This window comes from Paracholeplasma vituli, from assembly GCF_025446935.1.
Taxonomy (GTDB): domain Bacteria; phylum Bacillota_I; class Bacilli_A; order Acholeplasmatales; family UBA5453; genus Paracholeplasma; species Paracholeplasma vituli.
Genome location: NZ_JAOEGN010000002.1, coordinates 108681 through 132684 on the forward strand (window position 1 = coordinate 108681; position 24004 = coordinate 132684).

Annotated in this window: 21 protein-coding genes; 14 read left to right on the top strand and 7 right to left on the bottom strand. The window is 37.4% G+C overall.

What is annotated here, in order from left to right; translation table 11 throughout:
• Positions 1 to 27: 27 nt before the first annotated feature.
• Together N7603_RS01560 and N7603_RS01565 are read right to left on the bottom strand one after the other, a co-directional pair.
• Entirely contained in the window at positions 28 to 531 is a 504-nt protein-coding gene (locus N7603_RS01560) for a hypothetical protein (RefSeq protein WP_262095562.1), read from the bottom strand.
• Between the two features lie 64 nt (positions 532 to 595).
• Entirely contained in the window at positions 596 to 1030 is a 435-nt protein-coding gene (locus N7603_RS01565; RefSeq protein WP_262095563.1) for a Dps family protein, read from the bottom strand.
• A 134-nt stretch (positions 1031 to 1164) separates the two neighbouring features.
• Here N7603_RS01565 and prfA point away from each other — a divergent pair, with 134 nt between their 5' ends.
• The 4 genes from prfA to N7603_RS01585 all read left to right on the top strand — a co-directional run bounded on the left by prfA (position 1165) and on the right by N7603_RS01585 (position 4985).
• A complete protein-coding gene (gene prfA, locus N7603_RS01570) occupies positions 1165 to 2232 on the top strand; it encodes a peptide chain release factor 1 (RefSeq protein ID WP_262095564.1) in 1068 nt (355 codons plus the stop codon).
• Positions 2229 to 3080: a peptide chain release factor N(5)-glutamine methyltransferase gene (gene prmC, locus N7603_RS01575; protein WP_262095565.1), complete on the top strand. Its 852-nt coding sequence runs from the start codon at positions 2229 to 2231 to the stop codon at positions 3078 to 3080. Before prfA ends, prmC begins: the two co-directional genes overlap by 4 nt.
• Positions 3070 to 3675 carry an L-threonylcarbamoyladenylate synthase gene (locus tag N7603_RS01580; protein ID WP_262095566.1) on the top strand — a complete coding sequence of 202 codons (606 nt, stop codon included), beginning with the start codon at positions 3070 to 3072 and terminating at the stop codon, positions 3673 to 3675. Before prmC ends, N7603_RS01580 begins: the two co-directional genes overlap by 11 nt.
• Positions 3676 to 3749: 74 nt before the next feature.
• Positions 3750 to 4985 carry a lysophospholipid acyltransferase family protein gene (locus N7603_RS01585; RefSeq protein ID WP_262095567.1) on the top strand — a complete coding sequence of 412 codons (1236 nt, stop codon included), beginning with the start codon at positions 3750 to 3752 and terminating at the stop codon, positions 4983 to 4985.
• On the opposite strand, the gene N7603_RS01590 is transcribed toward N7603_RS01585, so the two are convergent.
• Positions 4982 to 5701, bottom strand: a complete 720-nt coding sequence (locus N7603_RS01590; RefSeq protein ID WP_262095568.1) for a TMEM164 family acyltransferase — start codon at positions 5699 to 5701, stop codon at positions 4982 to 4984. The genes N7603_RS01585 and N7603_RS01590 overlap by 4 nt on opposite strands.
• Before the next feature lie 155 nt (positions 5702 to 5856).
• Here N7603_RS01590 and typA point away from each other — a divergent pair, with 155 nt between their 5' ends.
• The 4 genes from typA to N7603_RS01610 all read left to right on the top strand — a co-directional run bounded on the left by typA (position 5857) and on the right by N7603_RS01610 (position 9045).
• Entirely contained in the window at positions 5857 to 7665 is a 1809-nt protein-coding gene (gene typA / locus N7603_RS01595; RefSeq protein ID WP_262095570.1) for a translational GTPase TypA, read from the top strand.
• A 116-nt stretch (positions 7666 to 7781) separates the two neighbouring features.
• A complete protein-coding gene (gene rpiB, locus N7603_RS01600) occupies positions 7782 to 8225 on the top strand; it encodes a ribose 5-phosphate isomerase B (protein ID WP_262095571.1) in 444 nt (147 codons plus the stop codon).
• On the top strand, positions 8222 to 8848 hold the full coding sequence (upp, locus tag N7603_RS01605; RefSeq protein ID WP_262095572.1) for a uracil phosphoribosyltransferase: 627 nt from the start codon (positions 8222 to 8224) through the stop codon (positions 8846 to 8848). Before rpiB ends, upp begins: the two co-directional genes overlap by 4 nt.
• Complete coding sequence (locus N7603_RS01610; protein ID WP_262095573.1) at positions 8848 to 9045, top strand: hypothetical protein; 198 nt, start codon at positions 8848 to 8850, stop codon at positions 9043 to 9045. The genes upp and N7603_RS01610 overlap by 1 nt, the downstream gene beginning before the upstream one ends.
• On the opposite strand, the gene N7603_RS01615 is transcribed toward N7603_RS01610, so the two are convergent.
• Positions 9032 to 9637 carry an IMPACT family protein gene (locus N7603_RS01615; RefSeq protein ID WP_262095574.1) on the bottom strand — a complete coding sequence of 202 codons (606 nt, stop codon included), beginning with the start codon at positions 9635 to 9637 and terminating at the stop codon, positions 9032 to 9034. The genes N7603_RS01610 and N7603_RS01615 overlap by 14 nt on opposite strands.
• A gap of 29 nt (positions 9638 to 9666) precedes the next feature.
• On the opposite strand from N7603_RS01615, the gene N7603_RS01620 reads away from it, so the two are divergent.
• The 6 genes from N7603_RS01620 (at position 9667) to N7603_RS01645 (ending at position 17949) form a co-directional block, all read left to right on the top strand.
• A complete protein-coding gene (locus N7603_RS01620; protein WP_262095575.1) occupies positions 9667 to 10857 on the top strand; it encodes a lysophospholipid acyltransferase family protein in 1191 nt (396 codons plus the stop codon).
• The gene (locus tag N7603_RS01625; protein WP_262095576.1) at positions 10841 to 12277 is read left to right on the top strand and encodes a sodium/glutamate symporter family protein; all 1437 of its coding nucleotides are present in this window, start codon (positions 10841 to 10843) and stop codon (positions 12275 to 12277) included. Before N7603_RS01620 ends, N7603_RS01625 begins: the two co-directional genes overlap by 17 nt.
• Before the next feature lie 105 nt (positions 12278 to 12382).
• Positions 12383 to 13759 carry a hemolysin family protein gene (locus N7603_RS01630; protein ID WP_262095577.1) on the top strand — a complete coding sequence of 459 codons (1377 nt, stop codon included), beginning with the start codon at positions 12383 to 12385 and terminating at the stop codon, positions 13757 to 13759.
• A gap of 56 nt (positions 13760 to 13815) precedes the next feature.
• A complete protein-coding gene (locus N7603_RS01635; RefSeq protein WP_262095578.1) occupies positions 13816 to 14976 on the top strand; it encodes a CCA tRNA nucleotidyltransferase in 1161 nt (386 codons plus the stop codon).
• Positions 14966 to 17050 (top strand): type I pullulanase, encoded by a 2085-nt coding sequence (gene pulA / locus N7603_RS01640; protein ID WP_262095579.1) that lies wholly within the window; start codon positions 14966 to 14968, stop codon positions 17048 to 17050. Before N7603_RS01635 ends, pulA begins: the two co-directional genes overlap by 11 nt.
• The gene (locus N7603_RS01645; RefSeq protein WP_262095580.1) at positions 17050 to 17949 is read left to right on the top strand and encodes an HD domain-containing protein; all 900 of its coding nucleotides are present in this window, start codon (positions 17050 to 17052) and stop codon (positions 17947 to 17949) included. Before pulA ends, N7603_RS01645 begins: the two co-directional genes overlap by 1 nt.
• Positions 17950 to 17975: 26 nt before the next feature.
• Here the strand turns inward: N7603_RS01645 and N7603_RS01650 are convergent, their stop codons facing one another.
• The 3 genes from N7603_RS01650 to N7603_RS01660 all read right to left on the bottom strand — a co-directional run bounded on the left by N7603_RS01650 (position 17976) and on the right by N7603_RS01660 (position 23971).
• Positions 17976 to 19733, bottom strand: coding sequence for a glycoside hydrolase family 2 protein (locus tag N7603_RS01650; RefSeq protein WP_262095581.1), 1758 nt, complete (start codon positions 19731 to 19733; stop codon positions 17976 to 17978).
• The gene (locus N7603_RS01655) at positions 19730 to 21058 is read right to left on the bottom strand and encodes an MFS transporter (protein WP_262095582.1); all 1329 of its coding nucleotides are present in this window, start codon (positions 21056 to 21058) and stop codon (positions 19730 to 19732) included. The genes N7603_RS01650 and N7603_RS01655 overlap by 4 nt, the downstream gene beginning before the upstream one ends.
• 87 nt (positions 21059 to 21145) lie before the next feature.
• Positions 21146 to 23971 (bottom strand): hypothetical protein, encoded by a 2826-nt coding sequence (locus N7603_RS01660; protein ID WP_262095583.1) that lies wholly within the window; start codon positions 23969 to 23971, stop codon positions 21146 to 21148.
• Positions 23972 to 24004: the final 33 nt, after the last annotated feature.

Here is a 24004-nt window from a genome sequence, read left to right on the forward strand (position 1 = left end):
GCATGGCGCTGGCCATGCGATTTTTACTTATTTTCGATCTTTATCTTCAATATCAGCGTCTACGACATCACCAAATCGAAATGATTGGGTTTTTATCGTAACATAGGCATTCTTTTGAGGGAAAAACAGTGTGTTGATAATTGGAATTAATAAGAACATAATCCAAGTTGGATGCCAAGTATCATAAACTAATCCTAGTGTAATGTATGCGGCTGTGACCACAATCCCCACAAACTTTCTCGCATCAATTTTACGTTCTACGATGATATTAGTAAGTGGAATCAAGAAGAAAACGAGCCAACCCGGGTGCCAATAGCCTAAACCAAAGCCTAACCATAAGAACAGTAGTAAAGATACAAAAGGCACAATTTCAGATAATCGCTTAAAGAAATTACCTGTAAGTAAAATCCATGATAGAGGGATTAATAGAAAGAAAGTCATTCCTAATTCTAGTTTTTCATAATACAACCAAGCACCTAAAAATAACATCAAACTGATGAGAGGCATCGCTGCCAATAAACGTTTTTTCATTTAAATCACTCCTTTTATGGATAATTATATCATTTTCTATAAAGTAAAACCGCGAAATCGCGGTTTATTTAAGCAATTCTGATAACATCCAAATGTGCTTTTGTAAAGAGGCACGAGTTGTTGTCATTAAATCTACTGTAACATCATCTTCAAGGTCTTCAGCAAGTTTAATACCTTCTTTAAGTTCAAGGTCGATATGTTTGAAATCGTGGATGACACTCTTAATCATGTCTTCTTTGGTTTCAAGACCTGTTGCTTCTGCGATAGAAGCAAGTTCAAGATTACCTTTTAAAGTAGCAACTGACTTACCACCAATCATAAGGATTCGTTCTGCAAATGCATCATAAACCTCAGTTACTTCATCATAAAGCTCTTCAAATTTAGCGTGGAGTTGAAAGAATAGAGGCCCCTTAACATACCAGTGAAAATTGTGTAATTTGGTGTAAAGTACAGCAAAGTTCGCAACTTCTTTGTTCAAAAATTGTTCTAATTTATTCATTTGTTATCCTCCCTTTTAATCTAATCATAGTATACCATAAATTAGGTGATTTTTGAAATTAACGACTTTTAGCGGTTTTCATAGAAAAATATATCATTATATGATAGAATTATTAAGGCTTAGGAGTGAATAACATGTTCGAAAGACTAGAACTAATACTAAAACGATTTCAAGAGATTACACAATTACTGATGGACCCTGAAGTGTCCTCAGATATCAAAAAAATGACCACCCTAATGAAAGAACAAAGAGGGATGGAAAAAACGGTAGAAACTTACCAAAAATACCTGTCGATGCAAGAACAAATCAAAGGCTTAACGCTCATGGCTGAAGATAGTGACCCAGATATTTCACAGATGGCTTCGCTTGAACTGAGTGAAATTGAGACTAAGATGGCTGAACTAGAAGAAGCATTAAAGATTCTTTTATTACCGAAAGACCCTAATGATGACAAAAACGTTATCGTAGAAATCAAAGGGGCTGCTGGTGGTGATGAAGGTAACATTTTTGCAGGCGATCTTTACCGTATGTATGCTCGATTCGCAGAAGCGAATAGATGGAAGATTGAAATGCTCAACGCCGATGAAGGTGCGATGGGTGGTTTTACTTCGATTGAATTTATGATTTCAGGGGATAACGTTTATTCCTCATTAAAATATGAATCTGGCGTACACCGTGTACAACGTGTCCCAGAAACAGAATCTCAAGGTCGTATCCATACCTCGACCGCTACTGTGCTAGTCATGCCAGAAGCCGAAGAAGTTGAAATTGATATTTCATGGAACGATATCCGAGTAGATACTTATAACTCATCAGGACCTGGTGGACAATCGGTTAATACCACAAAATCTGCAGTAAGACTGACTCACGTGCCAACTGGTACGATGGTAGCCTGCCAAGAAGGTAAGTCACAACACGAAAATAAAGATAAAGCGTTTAGATTGCTAAAAACCCGTATCTACGACTCCATTCTTCAAGAACAAAACGAAAAAGAAACCATGCAACGCCGTTCTTTAGTAGGGCGTGGCGACCGCTCTGAAAAAATCAGAACGTATAATTACCCTCAAAACCGTGTGACCGATCACCGTATCAATCTAACCCTACAAAGATTAGATGCAATTATGGAAGGCCGTTTAGAGTTGGTTTTAGAACCATTACTCAATGAATTCCAAAGAAGACAATTGGCGGGCGATCACGAATGACCTATAAGGATCTGTTAAAAAAAGCGGAAAAGAGAATCGCTCAAACTGAGTTAGAAATTGAAGCGGCAAAATGGCTTTTAATGCACGTTTCTAATCTTACCCCATCGCAATTCTATCTAGCTTTTGACCAATCTGTCAAACCTGAAGTTGAATCAGCTTTTATGGAAGGCATCGAACGTTATCTCAACTATACACCAATTCAACACATCATCGGTTATCAAACTTTTTATGGTTATGATTTCATCGTGAACGAACACGTCTTAATTCCTCGACGTGAAACCGAAGAACTAGTAGAACAAGTACTCTATTATTACGATGACCATTTTCAAGGTCAAAAAGTGGATGTCTGTGATATTGGTACAGGTTCTGGGTGTATCGCGATTACGCTTGCTAAAGAGGAATCGAATATGAAAGTTGTAGCTTCAGATATATCGGCTACTGCACTTGAAGTTGCAAAAGCAAATAACCAAAAACTTGATGCGAATGTTACTTTTTACGAGGGTGACTTACTCTCCCCATTAAAAGGGATGCGTTTTGATATCATCGTATCGAATCCACCTTATATTCCAAATCAAGAAGATGTCGCAAAAATCGTGAGAACCCACGAACCAAACATCGCGCTTTTTGGTGGAGATACTGGGATGATTTTCTACGAAAGAATCTTGAAGGATGCTAAAAAATATCTAAAACCAAAAGGTTTGATTGCATTTGAGCATGCTTACGATAAACGTACTGAAATGTATGATTTAGCAAAACACTATTATCCAAACGCGAACATTATTCAACTTAAAGACTTATCTGGTAAAGACCGAATGACCTTGATTGAGGTGATTTCCCATGATGCCTGATGACTATACTTTTGAAGACGGTTTTATGCCAGATGGTTCCATTGTTATATTTCCTACCGATACTGTATTTGGTATCGCATGTAGATTATATGACAACGATGCATTAAATCGAATTTCAAAACTTAAGAATAACCACCCCTTTAATTACGCAGTGTTATGCGATACGTTGGTTTCAATCAATGACCTCGCAATCATTGATGAACGTGCAAAGAAACTAATGATGGCATTTTGGCCAGGTAAACTCACTATTATCTTGAAAAGTTCAAAACCTCATTTTGAAAAAACGGGGGATAAGAAAATCGCGGTTAGAATCCCTAATCATAACAGCGCCCTTCGTTTAATAAAGAAAAATGGACCACTTGTTACAACTTCATTATCTAGTGAAGATCAAGACCTTCTTATGGACTTATCAAAAATTAAGGCTACATTTACAGATAAAGTGGATTATATTTACGAAGAATACAACAATTTCTATTTAAACCTAGGTTCAACGACCATTGATTTGTCAGAGGATACAATCCAATACATTCGTATCGGATCGATTACGGAGGACCAAATCAAAGCCGTTGTTGAAAACAATAATTTTGATATCTAGTGAGAACTCCATGAGTTCTCACTTTTTCTATAGAATAATGCTATAATATGCTTAATATTACTTTGGGGGATTATATGAGAAAAGTGAATCGTACGCCATTTAATATGGATAAAAGGCCTGTTAAAGAACGTCGTGTTTTAATGCCAATAGCTTGGTCATTATCCTTTCCAACAGCTTGGAAAAGAAATCTAAAGATAAATAAAGTTAATATGGAGGGCTTAAAGCCACCCTATTTATTATTGTGTACCCATCACGCATTCATTGATTTTAAAGTGACTACAGTTGCGACATTTCCAAAACGTCTCAATTGGGTCGTTGCGATAGACGGGTTTTTGTTTGGGGAATGGTTACTGAGAAGTGTTGGTGCTATCTGTAAGCGTAAATTTGTCAATGACATCAAACTGGTTAAGCACATCCGCTATGTACTTAACGATTTAAAAGGGATCGTCGCATTATACCCTGAAGCGCGCTATACATTGATTGGTACGAATGCCATTTTACCCGCCTCTTTAGGTAAAATGTGCAAGATGCTTGGTGTCCCAGTCGTGGTCTTGAATATGCATGGCAATTATCTAAGCCAACCACAATGGAATCTCACCCAACGCAAAGTGCCTTTGATGGCAGACATGACCCAAATTATTCAGCAAGAAGAACTTGAAAACCTATCGGTTGATGAAATCAATGAACGCATTCAAAAAGCTTTTGTTTACGATGAATATAAGTGGCAAAAAGACAATCAAATTAAAATTGATTTTAAAGATCGAATGAAAAATATCCACAAGGTTTTATACCAATGCCCTAGCTGTTTTACTGAACATCAAATGAACAGTGATCAAAATCGAATTTGGTGTGAAGCGTGTGGAAAAACGTATGAACAAGACGAATATGGTGTTCTCAAAGCGACTTCTGGTGAAACCGAGTTTACACACATACCAGACTGGTATGAATTCGAACGTGAACAAGTCAAAAAACAAATCCTAGAAGGCACTTATCACATCGAAGATGATGTGCGGATTGAATCCTTACCGAACGCAAAAGGTTTTCATGTTTTAGGCGATGGACACCTGATTCACGATGTAAATGGCTTTAGAATTACTGGGGATTTCGATCCAAACTTTAACTTAATTCGGGAACCATTATCTTTATATGGTTTACACATTGAGTATAACTATAAAAACCATGGGGATGCAATTGATATCTCGTCATTAGATAATTCCTTTTGGATTTTTCCAAAGACCAAAAAAGACATCATCACGAAGATGCACTTTGGAGTTGAAGAACTCTATAAACTTGCAAAGAAAAAGGGCTAGACGGCCCTTTTGTTTGTTTTTAAATGGGGAATATATAAAAGCATAATTAGCAATACACCAACCAATCCCATCACGCCTAAATAAGCAACATAGTTATAGGATTTTAAAACGAACTGGAAGGGACTACCGTTACCTTCTCTCAGTAACATATAATCTTCATCGAGGATGAAATTCAGTGTATTTGAAAATGTAGCTACAATGAGTAAAACCAGCAGAGCTTTTTGAAAATCTTTAAACTTTGGTTCATATAGTTTCGATTTTACTAGGAATATCGAAAAGAACACCATATTCCCATGATAGATAAAACTATGGAACGGTAAGACTTCAGTGATTGGAAACCAAGTCTCCGTACTACCTAACACATTGGATGGATACAAGAGTACTAAACTACCCGCTAATAACCCAACTGCATAGGTAAATGGTGTAATGAATTTAGCAAATTTTCCTTTACCAAACGCAACAATCGGTGTGACGTATAAGGAGAAGCTGCAAAGATTAAACGGATACATATACTCACCGATCGACCCATCGGTTGCGAGGGTGTAGGCATACTTAAATAACTCCAAAACAATTAATAATAATGCACTGCTTCGTAAGATGACTTTTCGATTGACATTAGGCCGTAAAGATAGAGATAAGAATAGAATAATGAATAGTATGGTTACCGAAGAACCGATTAAATGTTTTGAGCCAAAAACGGTTGGTGTTAAGAACATGTGTTTATACCTCTACAAAATCCATAATACGAAATAATGCAGACATTATCAATTAAAATAAATAAAAGCGTTTTTTTTTCGAGATTGTGTAAAAAAATAACGTATATTATGTGTTTGTGATATAATTAAAAAGGCTTTAAGAAAGAAGTGAAAATATGGAAATTAGAAACGTCGCAATCATCGCTCACGTAGACCACGGTAAGACTACTCTCGTCGATGAATTGTTAAAACAATCTGAGAGAAAAAACACCCACGAAATGATACAAGAGCGCGCAATGGACTCTAATGATATCGAAAGAGAACGCGGTATTACGATTTTAGCGAAAAATACAGCGATTGAATATAAGGGTTACCGAATCAATATTCTAGACACCCCAGGTCACGCCGACTTTGGTGGTGAAGTAGAACGTATTATGAAAATGGTTGACGCAGTTGTTCTTGTGGTCGATGCCTATGAAGGTGCGATGCCACAAACACGTTTCGTACTTAAAAAAGCACTCGAAGCGAAGTTAAAACCAATTGTCGTTATCAATAAAATTGACCGTGCGTTTGCACGTCCATTAGAAGCAGTCAATGAAGTTCTTGATTTATTTATCGAGCTTAACGCCGATGAGTCCCAATTAGACTTCCCGATTGTCTACGCTTCAGGGATTCGTGGTTTAGCCTCTTTCGATCACGAATTTAAGGATGCTAAAAATATGGCACCATTATTGGATACCATCATTCGTTATGTACCAGCTCCGGCTCAAGAACGTGATTTACCACTACAGTTCCAACCGGCTTTACTAGACTATAATGACTATGTGGGAAGAATTGGGATTGGTAAAATTTATCAAGGTACCATTAAATTAAACCAAAACGTGAGTTGTATCCGTTTGGATGGCACCATTAAAACCTTCCGCATTCAAAAATTATTCTCCTTCCTAGGATTGAACCGTATTGAAGTCGAAGAAGCCTATGCGGGCGATATTGTCGCGATTGCAGGCCTAACCGATATCAACGTTGGTGAAACCATCTGTGAACAAGGTAAAGAAGTTGCCTTACCAATACTACACATTGATGAACCAACTGTCCAAATGACATTTGGTACAAATACAAGCCCATTTGCAGGCAAAGAAGGCAAGTTCGTAACTGCATCCAAAATTGAAGAACGATTATATAAAGAAATTCAAAAAGACGTCTCATTACGTGTAGAACGATTAAGCACAAAAGAAGAATGGATCGTTTCTGGACGTGGTGAACTTCATTTAGGTATCCTAATTGAAAACATGCGTCGTGAAGGTTATGAGTTCCAAGTATCTCGACCTCAAGTCATCATTCAAGAAATTGATGGCGTAAAGAGTGAACCATATGAATTTGTTCAAGTTGACTGTCCAAATGACGTCGTTGGTACTGTAATAGAAATGTTAGGTGCCCGTAAAGGTGCTATGGCTACAATGGCTAGTCATCAAAATCAAAGCCGCTTAACTTACACCATGCCAAGCCGTGGACTCATAGGTTTTATGACAGATTTCATGACAGCAACCAAAGGCTATGGGATTTTAAACCACTCTTATCTAGAATACCGCCCAATCGAACATATCGATGTCGGTAATCGCTCTACAGGCGCTTTAGTCTCTTTAAATGAAGGTATGACCACTGCCTACGCCATCGGTCGTTTAGAAGACCGTGGAACGATGTTCATTGAACCGCGTGTTTCCGTATACGAAGGGATGATTGTCGGGGTCGCAAACAAGGAATTTGACCTTGCTGTAAACGTAACCCAAGAAAAGCAATTAACGAACATGCGTAGTGCCTCAAAAGATACCACCGTTGTTCTTAAAAGACCTCGTGAATTATCACTTGAAGCGTGCCTAGAGTTCATCAATGACGATGAATTGGTTGAAATTACGCCAAAAACAATTCGTTTAAGAAAACGTATCTTAAAGACAAACGAACGCAAAAAATACGATAATTACAAATAATACTAAAATATCAAAGGAATTGCCTTTGATATTTTTTTTGAATTAAGAACTTTGTATCTTTAAAGATACACCCAAAAAATGTTATACTAACCATAATGAATAGGGGGCATATAAAAATGATTGCAATCGGAAGTGACCATGCTGGGTATGAGTTAAAACAACAGCTGACTCAGTATTTTAAAGAACAAGGAATCCCTTTTGAGGATTTTGGTACCGATGGATTGGCTTCTGTAGACTATCCAGATTATGGTATTAAAGTTGGTGAAGCTGTTGCCACTGGTAAGTATGAATTCGGTATTGTAATTTGTGGTACTGGGATTGGTATATCCATTTCAGCGAACAAAGTAAAAGGTGTTCGAGCCGCTTTAATATACGATGAAAATACCGCTAAGCTCGCTAAACAGCATAATAACGCCAATGTGATTGCACTTGGTGGCAGAACCCATCCATTTGAAATGGCCGTTAAACTCGTAGAAGCATTCAGGAATGAGGTGTTCGAAACTAGACACCAAAGGCGTTTAGATAAACTCGCACACTATGAAAAGGAGCATTCAAAATGAGTAAAGTTGTTGTATTTTCCCACCCACTAATTGATCATAAGATGGCCAAAATTAGAGATAAAGCCACCGATACAAAACAGTTTAGAGAAACCGTATCCGAAATTGGGATGTTGGTAACTTATGAAATTACACGCGACTTTGAAACTATACCTAAAATTGTCGAAACACCCATAACAACCACGACTGCCCATGTGCTAAAAAAACCGGTTGTCATCGTGCCTATTTTAAGAGCAGGACTTGGCATGGTTGAAGGTATCCACAACATCATTCCAAGTGCACGTATTGGACATGTCGGTGTATACCGTGACGAAGAAACCTTAGAACCACACGAATATTTCGCAAAGTTCCCTGCTGATATTGCCGACTCAGCCGTACTGATTGTTGACCCGATGTTAGCCACAGGGGGTAGCGCATCCGCAGCCATTACCATGGTTAAACGAAGAGGGGCTACTGATATCCGTTTTGTTGGACTTGTCGGTTGTCCAGAAGGGGTTAAACGCCTTCAAAATGAACACCCTGATGTCGATATATATCTCGCAGCTATGGATGAACGCCTCAATGAAAAAGGGTATATTGTGCCTGGTCTAGGTGACTGTGGCGATCGTTTGTTCGGAACAAAATAATGTTAGACAACGCGGTATATTTTGTTACCTTCATTGTATCCGCATTTTGGATCATTGAAGTGTTAAAAAAAAGCCAATTCGAGAAGGCATTTAAGCCGAACTCGATTTGGCATATTCGTTCGTTTTATATCATCGTTTCGCTCATTGGAGCCCATTTATTGGCTTCGATGGTTGAACGCATCTTTAATCTATTTTAGGTATTTTAACATCCACCATACCTAAGTCTTGGTATTTCCCTTGATGAAACTGATTCATCAATTCTTGAATGGATGTATTATGTAATATCGCATCGATTTCGATTTCTGAACCGAATCGTTTGTCAAGGATACGGATATTATCTTTTGTTTGAAAGACAAATGTATCAAACAACCCGTAAGGCATTGTTATTTTCACGAATGGTTTGGACTCAAGGCGATAAAGGGTTGCTTGTTTAATGACTTCAGCAGTCGCACCACTATAAGCTCTAATTAACCCACCAGCCCCTAGTTTGATTCCACCAAAGTAACGTGTTATAATGCACAACACATTGGTAAGCTGATGGTGTTTAAGAACCTCTAAAATAGGAATCCCAGCGGTCTTCGCCGGTTCCTTGTCGTCTGAGGCTTTCATTTCCTGGCCTTCTTGTATAATATAAGCATAACAGTTATGATTGGCCTCACGATGACGTTTTCTTACCTCATCTAGGATCTGATTTATCTCAGATATGGAAGAAACAGGATAGAGTTGTCCAATGAATCTCGATTTATCGATGATGATTTCATTGGTTACAGAACTTTCGATATAAAACATTGACGCACCTCATATTGGCAGGTAATCCCATGAAAAAAAGATTTAGACATGTTTTATTATACACGCTTTTAAGACCATTTTTCAGACTTTTTGTTTGGATTAAATTTAGATTCATAGGTAAAAAATACAAAGGCCCTGCCAAAGGACCTTATTTAGTTTTAGGCAACCACACCATTAATGAAGACCTCATCATGGTCGCACTGAGTTTTCGTGAACCTATATACTTTGTCGCATCGGATATGTTGTTCTCGATACCAATTATCTCTAAAATCATTTATTACATCGTTCAGCCCATATCCAAAGCTAAGTATAAACCGGATCCAGAAACTGTTAAGAATATGATAAGAGTAGCTAGATCAGGGGGTTCGATTGGTATTTTCCCTGAAGGCAATCGGACCTTTTCTGGAAAGATTATGTACATGCCTTATTCGATTGCTAAGTTGATAAAACTACTGAAATTACCTGTGCTATTTTACCGTTTAGAGGGTGGGTATTTGTCTCATCCACGTTGGGCAAAAAAACATCGTAGAGGCAAGATGCGTGGATATGTTAGTACGACTTGGACTTATGAAGAATATAAAGACTTATCGAATGATGAAATCTATCAGCGGGCAAATAAAGAACTCGCTGTGAATGATTTTGATATGCAAGCCATTTCTAGAAGACGATTCAGAGGAAAAAATTACGCTGAATATATCGAACGTGCATTCTTTATCTCACCTGAAACAAATCAAATCGGCACTATTTATTCTGATAAGGACGACATTTTCGATCATTCCTCTAAACTACATTACAGAATGAATAAATATGGTTTAATTGATAATCTTGGTAACACCAAGCATTATCCAAACACCATAGAATGGTATGAACATCAAGTTAAAGTTGTAGACCGCTTGGTCGATGAACGTGTAAGTACACCTTTATTTGAAGAGGATGCGCATGCATTTGAACTCTTAAAGCGTAAGCAAATTCCACTTTCTCCAACCCAATTGGTTTTGTATACAGACCGGTTTACATTCACAATCAAGGATGAAGTTCAAACCTGGTATTATCAAGATATTTTACCGGCGGTTCAGTATTCAAATACGCTCATTGTATATCACAAGAACTTAGAAAAGACATATTTTTTCAGAGGGAATGAACGATTTAACGCATTGAAATACGTGATGTTCGCAAAAAGTCATCAAAGGAGGGTTCTAAACTATGATTCAGAACTATGAGTCTTTCGCTACTTGGGGAGCGATTATTTACTTCCTCATTCTTTCGGTTTTACTTTTATTTGGTAATGTCATTAGACGTAAAATTCCCCTATTTAAAAAATCGTTATTACCGACGTCTGTCATCGCAGGGTTGTTGGGACTAGTACTGAAAGAAGTTATTTTCAGACCTTTATCAGCCAAAGGCACGATGCCAACAGAATTCGTAACTAATTTTAATAACTTCCTAAATCTTGTTACCTACCACACACTCGCACTTGGATTCATCGCGATGGGATTAAAAGTAAATGAAAAACTAGAAATCAAAACCAACCGTGCTCATAGTTACTATAACGGTTTAGTCATCGTCTCAACCTATCTTTTACAAGGGATTATCGGGATTGGTATGACATTATTCTTAGCTTATACGTTCATGCCGGCATTTAAAACTGGGCCAGGCTTAGCTACGGGCATTCTATTACCATTCGGTTTCGGACAAGGGCCTGGACAAGCTAACAACTTCGGAATTATTTATGAAACCTTTGATCCAAATGGATTTGCAGGTGCACAATCCTATGGTCTCGCGATGGCTTCGATGGGATTCATCTGGGCCGCTATTGGCGGTGTCTTCTACTTGAATAAAGTTCAAAAACGTAAAGTCACCGGTGAAGATTTTGAAGGGAATCTAACATCCATTCAAGAAATCAGTTCACCTGATGAAATTCCAGTATCGGAATCCATTGATAAATTAACAGTTCAAATCGCACTTATTGTCGCTGTTTATGGGGTAACTTTACTCACGATGTTTGGTTTATCGAAGTTAGTTTCGCTAAATCAAACCACCTACAATATGTTGAATTCTCTTATTTGGGGCTTCAACTTCATCTTCGGTATGGTCATTGCTTTGCTTGCTAAGAAACTGTTTGTATACTTAAGAAAAACAGGGTTAATGACACGTCAATATCCAAATAACTTCATGTTAAATCGTATTGCTGGGGTTGTATTCGACTTGATGGTCGTTGCAAGTATTACCGCCATCAATATTGAAGACTTGTCTCAAAACAATATTTGGATTGCATTCTTACTCATATCGACTGTTGGTGGTGGGGTGACGATGTTCTACCTACATCAACTTACAAAAAGAGTATACAAAGAATATCCACTCGAAGGTTTCTCAGGTATGTATGGGATGCTTACGGGAACTGCTTCTACAGGGATTGCATTACTCAGAGAAGTAGACCCATATTACAAAACACCTGCAGCCACCGATTTGGTTACCGGAACGACAACAGCTATTCTATTTGGCTTACCAATATTATTGATTGCTTCCTATGCGCCACAGGGGATTTTACAATCGATTATCTCATTGGTTATCCTAACGATTTTATTCATCGCATTTGCAGGTTTCTTATTCAAGAAACACGCTTTAAAGAAGAAGGTATAGTCTTACCTTCTTTTTTCTTTAAAATAAAGTGAAATGCGCATATTTTTTTGACTTCATACTGAAAAAATGCTATAATCTCAATCAAGATTGGAGATTTAACACACTATGGAACTACCGCTGATACTCTTGTTATTGGTTGTATTATTGATCCTGAGCTCGATGCTTTCCCTTTTTGAGGTGGCAATCGAATCGGTAAACAAAACTAAATTAAAAGCTCTGGTGGATGATGGCAACACCAAAGCGAAACGCGTATTAAAATTGACTGAAGAAGATGAATCGATCCTTACCCTACACATTGGGTATCGAGTATTCTCAATTTTCGGGTCAATTATTTTAGGTTTTTATTGGATTGATAATCTCATCCACGGCCTCAAAAATGCCCTCGATTTAGAAGGTATCTTCGCGACTAAATTTGCTTTCTTAGTTACACCGACTTACCATGCACTAGCATTCCTATTATTAGCCTTCATATGGATTATTGTTGTCCTCATTTTTGGATATATCGTTCCACACAAAGTAGGCATTAAGTATAATGAATCCATCAGTTTAAGATACATTGGTTTTATCGAATTTAACATTCGTTTTTATAAACCACTCGCATCGATTATATTCTTCTTGTCATCCGCTATTTTAAAACTATTTAAGATAAACCGAACGGATAACCTTGAGAAAGTCTCAGAAGAAGAGATTATTGACTTAATTGAATCTGGTACAGAACATGGTACAATCAATGAAGACGAACAAGAAATGATTTCCTCAGTTCTTGAGTTTAATGATATCGCAGCAGTCGAAATTATGACACCAAGAACAGAAGTCTATATGATCGATATCAATACATTCAGTGTAGATACGATTGATGAAATGATTCAAGAAAACTACTCAAGAATTCCGGTTTATGATGAGTCTCCGGATGACATCATCGGTGTAGTATACATCAAGGATGTATTTAGAGAAGCGCGTCGTGTCGGATTTGAAAATGTTAATTTGAGAAAAATCCTACATAAACCCTACTTCGTACCAGCCCGTAAAAAGATTGATGCTTTATTTAAAGAACTTCAAGCTGCGAAATCCTATATTGGTATTCTTGTTGACGAATATGGCGGTTTTCAAGGCATCGTTACGATTGAAGACTTAATTGAAGAAGTTATGGGCGATATTTACGATGAGTATGATGATGATATCTCTGACATTAAGGAGATTGAACCGAATAAGTACTTAGTCAATGGTTTGTTGTCAGTAGAAGAAGTCAACGAAGCTTTGAATACACAAATTCCAGAAGATGACTCCTATGAAACCATCGCCGGATTTATCCTATCTCACATTGGTTATATTCCTGAACTCAAGGACGATATTACTGTTGTGATTGATAATGTCACATTAAAAGTTGAAAAGATGGATGACAAGCGAATTGATCAAGTCTTAATCATCGTTTCACATAATTTGGAAAATAATTCACAAATCAATGAAGAACAGTCTGAATAGGACTGTTTTTTCTCCTTTTAGATGGTTATTATGATATAATAAAACAGGTGATAATTATGGACGCTATTAAGCAATCCTTTTATGTAATGCGCGCTTTAAAGAATAAAAATTTCGAAGCCTATTTTGTCGGCGGCTGTGTGCGTGATTACTTATTAAAAAGAGATACAATTGATGTAGATATCGCAACCAATGCGAATCCTTATAAAGTGATGGACATCACAAAAGCGAAGCCAACAGGGCTTCCTTATGGGACTGTCAGCATCCAAAAAGAAAAGTTTAAAATTGAAATTACAACCTATCGTCGAGATGGAAAATACACTGATAATAGACATCCAGATGAAGTTATTCCTGTTCAAACGATTGAAGATGATGTCAAAAGACGTGATTTTACCATCAATGGATTAGCCATGAATGATTCTTATCAAATTTTCGACTATGTTGGTGGTAAAGAAGACCTAAGATCAAAAATCATTCGTGCCATCGGAAACCCCGATGAACGCTTCCAAGAAGATAGTTTACGCATTTTAAGAGCTGCGTATTTTCAAGCTAAACTCGGGTTCCAAATTGAAAAGGAAACCCGTTTAAGCATGGCCAATAATAAGGCTTTACTTCAAAATCTTCCGAATGAACGTGTATTTACTGAACTCATTAAACTGTTGAAAGAACCCAATCAATTGATGGCTCTAAAAACACTGGATGCTACAGGTATATCTAAAGAACTTCCCGGTTTGGAAAAAGGGATTCGGTTCATCGTTGACAACATGAAAGAACCAATCTTCATCGATGCGTTCTTCGCTTTAAGTTTCACCCTTCATGGGTCTGTCCCTCAAGCGTGGAAATTTTCAAATATTGCCAGATTAAAATACGAAAAAGTTGTTGAACTTGTGAATCGTAATCAACCATTAACAAATGTCGATTTGTTTAATCAAGGACTTGAAATCTGCTTATTAACCAATAAGGTTGCATTTTTATTAGGTCGTTCAAGCAATCAAAAACGCGCTTTAGAAGAACGTTTTGAAAAACTCCCGATTAAGAGTGCTTTAGATTTAAAACTACGCGGTAGTGATCTCATTACCATATTAAATAAAAAACAAGGTGCTTGGGTCTCTAAAGCGATTGACGACATGGTCAATGCAGTATTAGAGGGTAAAGTATCCAATACGTATGAAGCTTTACAAACTTACATTATCGAGAAAGAGGCCAAGCATGAAAAGTGATTTCTTTTCCTATTTAGATGGATTCAATTTAATCACCATCATCGTACCTAAAGCCATCGATAATGACCATAAGAAGTTTACAATCGAAAGTGGCGTTCAAAAAATTGCTCTAACAATCACGAAAGTTCAATCACTAGGAGCGGAAACCAAATATACTTGTGCCATCAATGACACGGTATTTCTAAATCAAAACTATATGGTTTTTGATGAATCAAAAAATCAATCCTTCTTAAGAACAGGTCAAATCGTTCGTACTGAACTGTTTGATATGATGTATGACTATGACAACGATGACTTAGGGGTTACCTATTCAGAGTCTCAATCGGTTTTCAAACTATGGACACCGGTTGCGAAAGAAGTGGAGCTAGAACTCATCGATCTAAATGGGATTAAACAGTTCATTGATTTGCGTTATCAAGAACTTGGTGTTTGGTCAGTTACCATTTTTGGTAATTTAGATGGCTATAAATACCGTTTTAAAGTCAGAGTCAATGAAACATTTAAAACCACTACAGATCCATTCGCAATCGCATCCTCCGCGAATGGTCAATATAACTATGTAGTCAATCCAAACCGCTTTTATACCTTTAAAAATGCGAAACCAGAGTTTTCAGGTCGAAAAGTCGACGCTGTAATATATGAAGCTTCAATTCGTGATTTTACGATTGGTAAATCATCAAAGGCAACTCAAAAAGGCCTATATAAAGGCTTTATTGAGGATTTACCAAATGAAGGTCTAAACCACATGGTTGATTTAGGTATTACCCATGTTCAGTTGATGCCTATCTATGACTTTGAAGGCACCGATGAAATCAATAAAGATGTCTTGTACAACTGGGGGTATAACCCATCACAATACAACGTACCTGAAGGCTGGTTCTCAGCGAATCCAGATGACCCTTATGAACGTATTAATGAACTCCGTGAAGTCATCGATACCCTACATGGACGCGGCTTACGTGTGAATATGGATGTTGTTTATAACCACGTATATAACATGGCGACATTCCCATTTGAAAAAATTGTACCTGGATACTTTTTCCGTTTCGATGATAAAGGCATTCGTACCGAAGTCTCTGGTTGTGGGAACGACATCGCTTCGGAACGCCCGATGATGCAAAAATTCATTTTAAATTCCATCAAATGGTGGATGAATACCTATCAAATCGATGGATTTAGATTTGACCTCATGGGTTTACTCGATATCGAAACCATGAATAAAGTTGACAGTCTTGTTCGTTCAATCGACCCTCAAGCCTTCGTTTACGGTGAAGGTTGGAATATGCCTAATACGTTACCACCGGAAAAACGTGCACATATGGGTAACCAACAATTTATGCCATTTGTTGCGCATTTTAACGATGCGTTTAGAGAAGCCATTAAAGGTGGTACTTTCTCACCAACACTTGGATTCGCGATGGGTGGAAAAGTATCGAATGCCGATTTATTTTACTTATTTACAGGTAGCGCAGTTGATCAGTACCGTTTCTTCAATCCAAATCAATCGATCAACTACATTGAATGCCACGATAACCATACTTTCTATGACCGTGCGAAAGTCTTAAATCCGAACTTCACAGAAGCTGAGATTAAGGATTTTGCACGTCTTGGATTAAGCTTTGTTCTTTTATCTCAAGGGGTTCCATTCATCCATGCAGGTCAGGAGTTCTTAAGAACCAAACGTGGTGTAGAAAACTCTTATAAGTCACCGGATTCGATAAATGAAATCGATTGGACGCTTCGAGAAAAACACCAAGACTTAATTCAAACAGTCAAAGATTTAATCGACATTCGTAAAACATATAAAGTATTTAGACTTAGACAAGTTGCTGACATTAAGCAATCCATTCGAATCGCTGAACAAAGTGTTCAGTCCTCCACGGTATCTTTCACATTAAATGGCTTAAATCAGACCATTAAGGTATTCTTTAAGAATAACTATGTAGATGAATTACTTCCGACTGGTGAAGGCTACAATGCCATTTTTGACGGCTTTAAAAAGGTGAATGCAAAAGTCACATCATTTGTTGCGAATAAACCAGGTGCATACCTATTTGTGAAGGAGAACGCCTAATGGAATTTAATGCGAAAGTAGATAATATGAATGTCGGTACTGACTTTCAAAATATCAATGTTACCCTCGTAAATGGGGAAAAGAAGAACCTTAAACTTTCTGATGAGCAAGCGCGTAAAATTGAACTTGGAAAAACTTATCATTTTGAAGTAGAATCCTATTTAAAAGATGAAAAAGAACAATTTAGAGTCGTTAATCTTTTGGGCATATTTGAATACATTCAAGATCCAGTCGCTCTAAAAGAAGAACTTAAAAATTTCTATGAATACGCGCCTGCCGACATGAAAGCGCTCAAAGAAGCTATTCACGGTTACTTAAACTTGATTGAAAATAAAGTCTTAAGTGATGTGACTAAGTATGTTTTTAAACAATATGAACACAGTTTCTTCATGTATCCTGCAGCGGTACGTTTCCACCACGCTTACATTGGTGGTCTAGCTTACCACACTAAAGTGATGCTTGATATGGCGAGACAGTTTTCAGAAATCTACCCTTATTTGAATAAGGATTTACTCTATAGCGGTATTCTCCTCCACGATATTTGTAAAGTCGATGAACTTAATGGCTTTGAAGGTGGCGAGTATACACTAGAAGGCCAGTTGATTGGACACTTGGTGATGGCTTCATTAAAAGTATCGGAAGCTGCTAAGACATTAGGTTATGAGAAGGAAGAAGCGATTTTAGTCTTAAATCACATCTTACTATCCCACCATGGGTTACCAAACTTCGGCGCGGCACGTAAACCTGCGACCCCAGAAGCGATGCTGATTTGGTATATCGATACCATCGATTCGAAGTTCACCGTTTTAGGTGAGGAACTCGAAAAAACACAACCTGGTGATTTCACACAAGGCATCGCCGTACTCGATAAAACACGTTTTTATAAATCTAAACTCTAATATTGAAAACAGTTAATGCTTGCGCACTAACTGTTTTTTTCTTGCTCATTAAACAAATCGATCAAATGATTATTCCAAGTTTTCATGGTATCAATATCTACTTTAATCTTTTGTCTATCGTAAGTAATGAAGCCGTTAACCTCTTCTTCAACATCACTAAGTTGTGTATAGACGAGTGCAGAGAGACCTTTTCTTACTTGTTTGGTTAAGACATTTGAGTATAAGTTATCAAGCGCGGTTTCTAATTCGGATTCACTCTTGTATACGCGATAACCAAATATCGATGTTTCGTTGAAGCGGTGTCCTTCAATTGCGAGGCTATATCCACCAAACTCAGTTAATGCGAGAATGCGTTTTCTTGCAGCACGTCTTTTAAATCGAATGGGTTGGAAATAGATGTGTCTACTGTGGTAATCACCATTTCGGTGATCGGACCAACCTGAAGCGTGGTCAATCAATCGGGTTGGGTCCAGTTGTTTAACCTTATCGTGAATTCGAATGGTATCAAATTGACCCCAAGCTTCATTGAACGGTACCCAGGTACAAATCGATGGGACATTCTTTAAAGTTCTAATCATAGTATCTAAGTCTTTTTCGTATAAGTCTCTTCCGATTGGATTTTTTCTGCCAAATAACCCTTTAAATCGATCACTTAAGTGTATCCCCAAAATAGCGAGAACGTGGTGAAAAACCACGTTTTTATTTTCGGTTCCACTCATCATGTCTTGCCAAACCAACATCCCGAGACGGTCACAGTGATAATACCAGCGAAGAGGTTCCATTTTGATGTGTTTGCGTAACATATTAAAACCCATTTGTTTCATTAATAAGATGTCATCAATCATTGCTTGGTCACTCGGTGGCGTTAATAAGCCATCACTGTAATAGCCTTGATCTAACACCCCTGTTTGGAAATAGGGTTTTCCATTCAAATAGAACTGTTGGGTTCCATTTTTCGTTTTTTTACGTTCAAAACTACGGATACCAGCGTAACTCTCTACAAAATCATCACCATACTGGATATGCAGTCTGTAAAGATTAGGTGTTTCTGGACTCCATGGATAAAAAGGGTTCATTTTAAGTGTGATATCATGTGTTTCAAAGAATTGACTAAACAGGAATTGTTCCTCATAGTAAACATCAACTTTAACACGTTCTAGCTGTCTCGAATGAATTTTGATCGATAAGGATTGATCGTAATAATTCGGTGTGAGGGTTAAGTCTTCAATGTACGTTTTAGGTACGGATTCTAACCAAACGGTTTGCCAAATCCCACTTTGTGCGGTATAGAAAATACCACCAGGGGTTAAACGTTGTTTACCAGTTAAATGGTAACTCGTATCACTTAAGTCTTGGATACGAAGTGAGATTTCAAAACTTGAATCGACTACATACTCAGTGATATCGATACTAAAAGGAACATAGCCACCTACATGCGTCAAGACTAGATTTTGGTTAATATAAATATCTGCTGTTTGATCGACGGCTCCAAAGTGTAGTATGAGACGATCTTTAAGAAACCCTTTAGGTAATTCGACGGTTTTACGATAGATTGCATAGTCATCAATCCCTAAAGTTTCGGATACATTAGACAATACGGATTCAGGTGAAAAGGGCACTCTAATTTTCTTCGTATAGCCATGAATCGTTTTGTTTTTGGATATTTCAAAATCCCAATCGCCATTCAAATTTAGATAACTATCCCGTTTCAATTGGGGTCTTGGGTATTCTTGTAAAACAGGTTCATCAGGTTTGGGTGCGTAGGGTGTCAACAGTACTTTCATAATTTTACCTCGACTTTATTTAAGTATTGTAAGACCCATTTTAATGGAATAATGGCTAATAGCGATACAATGGAACCCGCTAAGAATATACCAGGGGTCGGAACCGATTGCAAAACACCAAAAGCATCCACATAAGTGGAGTCACTATTCGAAATGACAAACGAACCGATGAAAGGTCCAATGATCATTGGAATCATTACGAAGAAAATCATTTTAATGCCAGAGAAGACACCCACATGGGTCTTTGGTACTAAATCTCTCGATAAGGCATTTAGAATTACCATTGCGACCAAATAAGATCCCATCATCCAAACACCAAAGAGTAAAGTAAGCATAAATGTCCATGTGAGATTATTTTTAAGGGTAATACCCAAAATAAAAAGTATGAACATACCTACTGTATAACCAAAGGCAGATATCACTAGGAACGGTTTTTTACCATAACGGTCGACATAACGTCCTCCAATGATACTTACAACACTAGAAAGAATTAAGAACGCACCTAACAGTATGACGTAATTAGACATACCTAAGTAAAATTCAAAATAAATTATAAAATATGGAATGAATACTTGTTGTGCAATCCCTAATATTGAAACTGCAGCATAAACGATATACAACATTCGATTGGATCTGATTGTTGAAGGTTTAAAGCCAAAAACGATGTCTTTAAAGTAATGAGACTCCTTTTTAACGATTGGTGCGTCTTCAATTAAGAATAACCCAACTAAACCAGAGATAAAAACAATTCCACCCACTAAGAAAAAGAAAGTCTTCCATTGTTCATTTTGAGTAAAACCATCTAATAAACCGAATACTATAAGCATACCAATGAGTGGCATGGTTGAGATTAAACCTTCTGCTTTACCACGATTACTTGGATTTGTGACATCCGTAACCCATGCTTGAAAGGCTGCATCGTTCGCAGTTGAACCAATAAAGGTCATGACACAGTCTAGTAGGATGACTGCCCACAGTGTAATCACAATGACATTTCCATTTGGAAAAATGGCAGAAACCGCGTCCGTATTGATAAAACCAAACAGACCAATCGAAATCCCCCAAATCATGTAACCGAAAGTCATTAAACGTTTACGCTTACCCATTTTATCGGATAAAGCACCCATGGTAAGAGAGGCCAATGTCGCGATAATCGCTGAGAGTGCGACCATGGTCGCTATCGCATTAGAATCGTAAGTCACAGTCTTGTAGATATAAACATTTAAATACATATTTTCGATTGTCCATGCCATCTGGCCAATCAAACCAAAAATGATGAACACAAACCAAACCTTCTTAGGTAATGTTCGCTCTGTAGGTTGCATAGTGTATCCTCCGTATTTATCTCAAGTATAGCATAAAAAAAGGACTGAATGTCCTCAATTAAGAGTAATCAGTCCTTTAAGTTTAAATTAGAAATCTGTAAACCAATCACCGTATACTGCTTGGAACTCTTCGTTATCAGTTACATAAGAGAAGAATTGAGATTGGTTGATTGTGATCAATCTTTGTGCCTTAGTTGTATTAGCTGCATTAGCGAAAGTGAAACCGCCGTTGTTGAATAGTCTGTAAAGCATGTTCAATTGATTTTGAGAACCAGTAAACTTCTCATGGATTGGAGCGAAATAAGCTGAGATTGCATTGGATACAGCTGTAGGTAAGTTTTCAACACCATATTCAGAATCTTTTTCATTTAAGTAGATTTGAACTTGGTTAGCTGAGATTGCATCTGTATCGCTGTAAGCATCTAGATAGTATTTAACATCATTTGCATCGGTGTATTCAATGTGTTCGTAAATCTTGTATTGGTCACCGTCTTTAGCAAATGTGTCATCTTCTTTAGTGAACTTAGAGCTTACTGCAACCCCACCACCCGTGGATAAAATCATATGCCATCCGAAGCTGGATTCAAGGATACCATCGTAGTCTGCAACGGTTGGAACTAACCATTGGCTAGGGAAAGTCTTTTCATCATCGTAGATTGCTTTAACTTCAGCATATACTTCAAGTGCACCAGCATAGAATTTTTCATCTAGCGCAGAAGTTGAACCTGTAATATTGGTGTTGTTGTTGATAGCAGGTAAGTTTTCAAACTTAAGGTTGAAGCCTAAAGCTTTGTATTCTGCCCATCTGCATTCTGGAGTTGGGTCAAGTGGTGCAACTGTGCAACCAGAATTACCAATACGACCGGATGCGTTAAATTCTTCAACAATAGCGTTCATACCAGTTGTAAGAGAAGAATAATCTCTTGCACGGTCATTGATCTTATTCATGAATTCGACTAGTTTAGCTTGGAATGCAGCTTTTTCAGTTGCATCAAGCGTTTCGAAGTATTCAGCTGGATCATCTGGAGTATCGTTTTCGTCCATATCTACATATACAAGTAAATGAGATGAAGATAATGAGAAGAAACGGTCTCTGAGTTTGTTAGCGTAAGTTGCGAACTTTTCATAAATAGTATCGCCATAGATACCTTCAATATCTTTTAGGTAAGCTTCTTCAAGTGCAGATGCAACGTAAACATTTTCGATTGCTTCATCGATAGAAGCAGCACGGAATGCTAACATTAAGAAGTTCTTTCTACCCATCGATGCTGGATAACCAGAAGATGCGTAGTAGTCTTGACCAAATTGTTTGATGATGGTTTCAATATTCTTACGGTATTCAGCTCTCTTTTCAGAGGTGATTGTGCTAGTATATTTTTCAGTATTCTTTAAGGTTTGTCTAATTGCCATATCAATCGCAACAGATACACCTAGTCTTTGTTCTAACTTAGCATAGAATGCATCAACAGTGATTTCATCGTCGCCAACTTTAGCAATTAAAGTTTTGCTGGATTTAGAAGTTAATTTAACATCTTTATAGGATTGTGCCATATAAAGTTTAACTAATTCATCATAAATCACGATGTCAGCTTTGTTGATTCTTTCAGTTGCTTTAGCAGAAATATAAGTAGTAGTTAATTTGGATTCTACAATCTTATCGAAGATTTCTTGGGCTTTTTCAGTAAGTTCGCCAGTGTTTTTGTACACGATGAACTTGTTATCTTCATCTACCCATTGTTGAATTTCTTCATCATGGCCTTGTAGTTTGAAGACTAAGAAATAGTTTGAACCACTTAAACGAGGGTTAGCGGAGAATCTAGTGTCGCCATCTTCGGTTCCTAGAGTCGTATATACATAACTACGTAGGCTTGTGTTTGTGTAATCTTCATAGGATTTAGTAAACGGTAAGTTGTCTAAATCAGCTAAAATAGATTCAACAGTGTAATTTGTATTAACTTGATCACGGTAACTGTAGATATAGTTGTAGATTTCTAAGAATTTTACGAGTGTTTCGTTTTCATCAAGTGCTACGTCAGCGTTTGAACCAGCGGATACACTTGGATCGATTTGATACTTGTCATAGTATTTACGATAGTCAGCATCACTTATGTTGCTGTATTGGAAGATACCAAGAGAGTCTAAGACTTCTTTAGCTTTACCTTCGACCGGAGTGTTGCCTCTTGGGTCAGCAATAACATATAATTGGTTTCTATATGTTTTGATGTTGAATTTACGTAATGTCGCGTTAGCTTCATTCAAGTTGACAAAGCGAATTGTAATTGCGCTCATATCATATTGATTCTTGACGTTGTTATCAAAATAAGTAGCTAAATCTTTTTCGATGTTGATGTAGCTTGATGCATCTTTATCCTTAACATCCTTTAATAATTGTTCTTTAGCATAGATTTTCTTAGCCACGTTCAATTTATAGAAGTTTAAGATTTTTGCATCGTGGTCAGCGAAGTCGGTAGTATCGAAATCAGCAACCGGATCCAAAGCAGTATTGGATTCTGCTAGATAGAATGAATCGATGTAGGACGCAATTTTTGAACTTAGAGTCGTAGCATCTAGTTTTTTTAATGCTTCGATATCGGATGAACCGAAAATTGCTTCGTTCGCATATTTTACTAAGTCTTCTGCATATTTTGCAGGTTCTGCATCAACTAATGCAAGTTCAGCCTTATATAGAAGTTTTTCGATTTCTTCAACTAAGACAGATGAACTACTTAAGCGCATTTCATTGTATAAATCTTTTTCTGTAATGCTGTATCCTGCCCCTGTTAAGTAAGGTGTATTACCTACACTTCCATAAGGTGTGGATAAGGATTTGCTACCGCATGCGGCAAGCGTCACTGCAAAGGTCGTTAATAGGACAAGTGCAGCTAATTTCTTAATGAGATTAGTTTTATTCACAATGTTCACTCCTTGAATTTTAATCACAAGCAC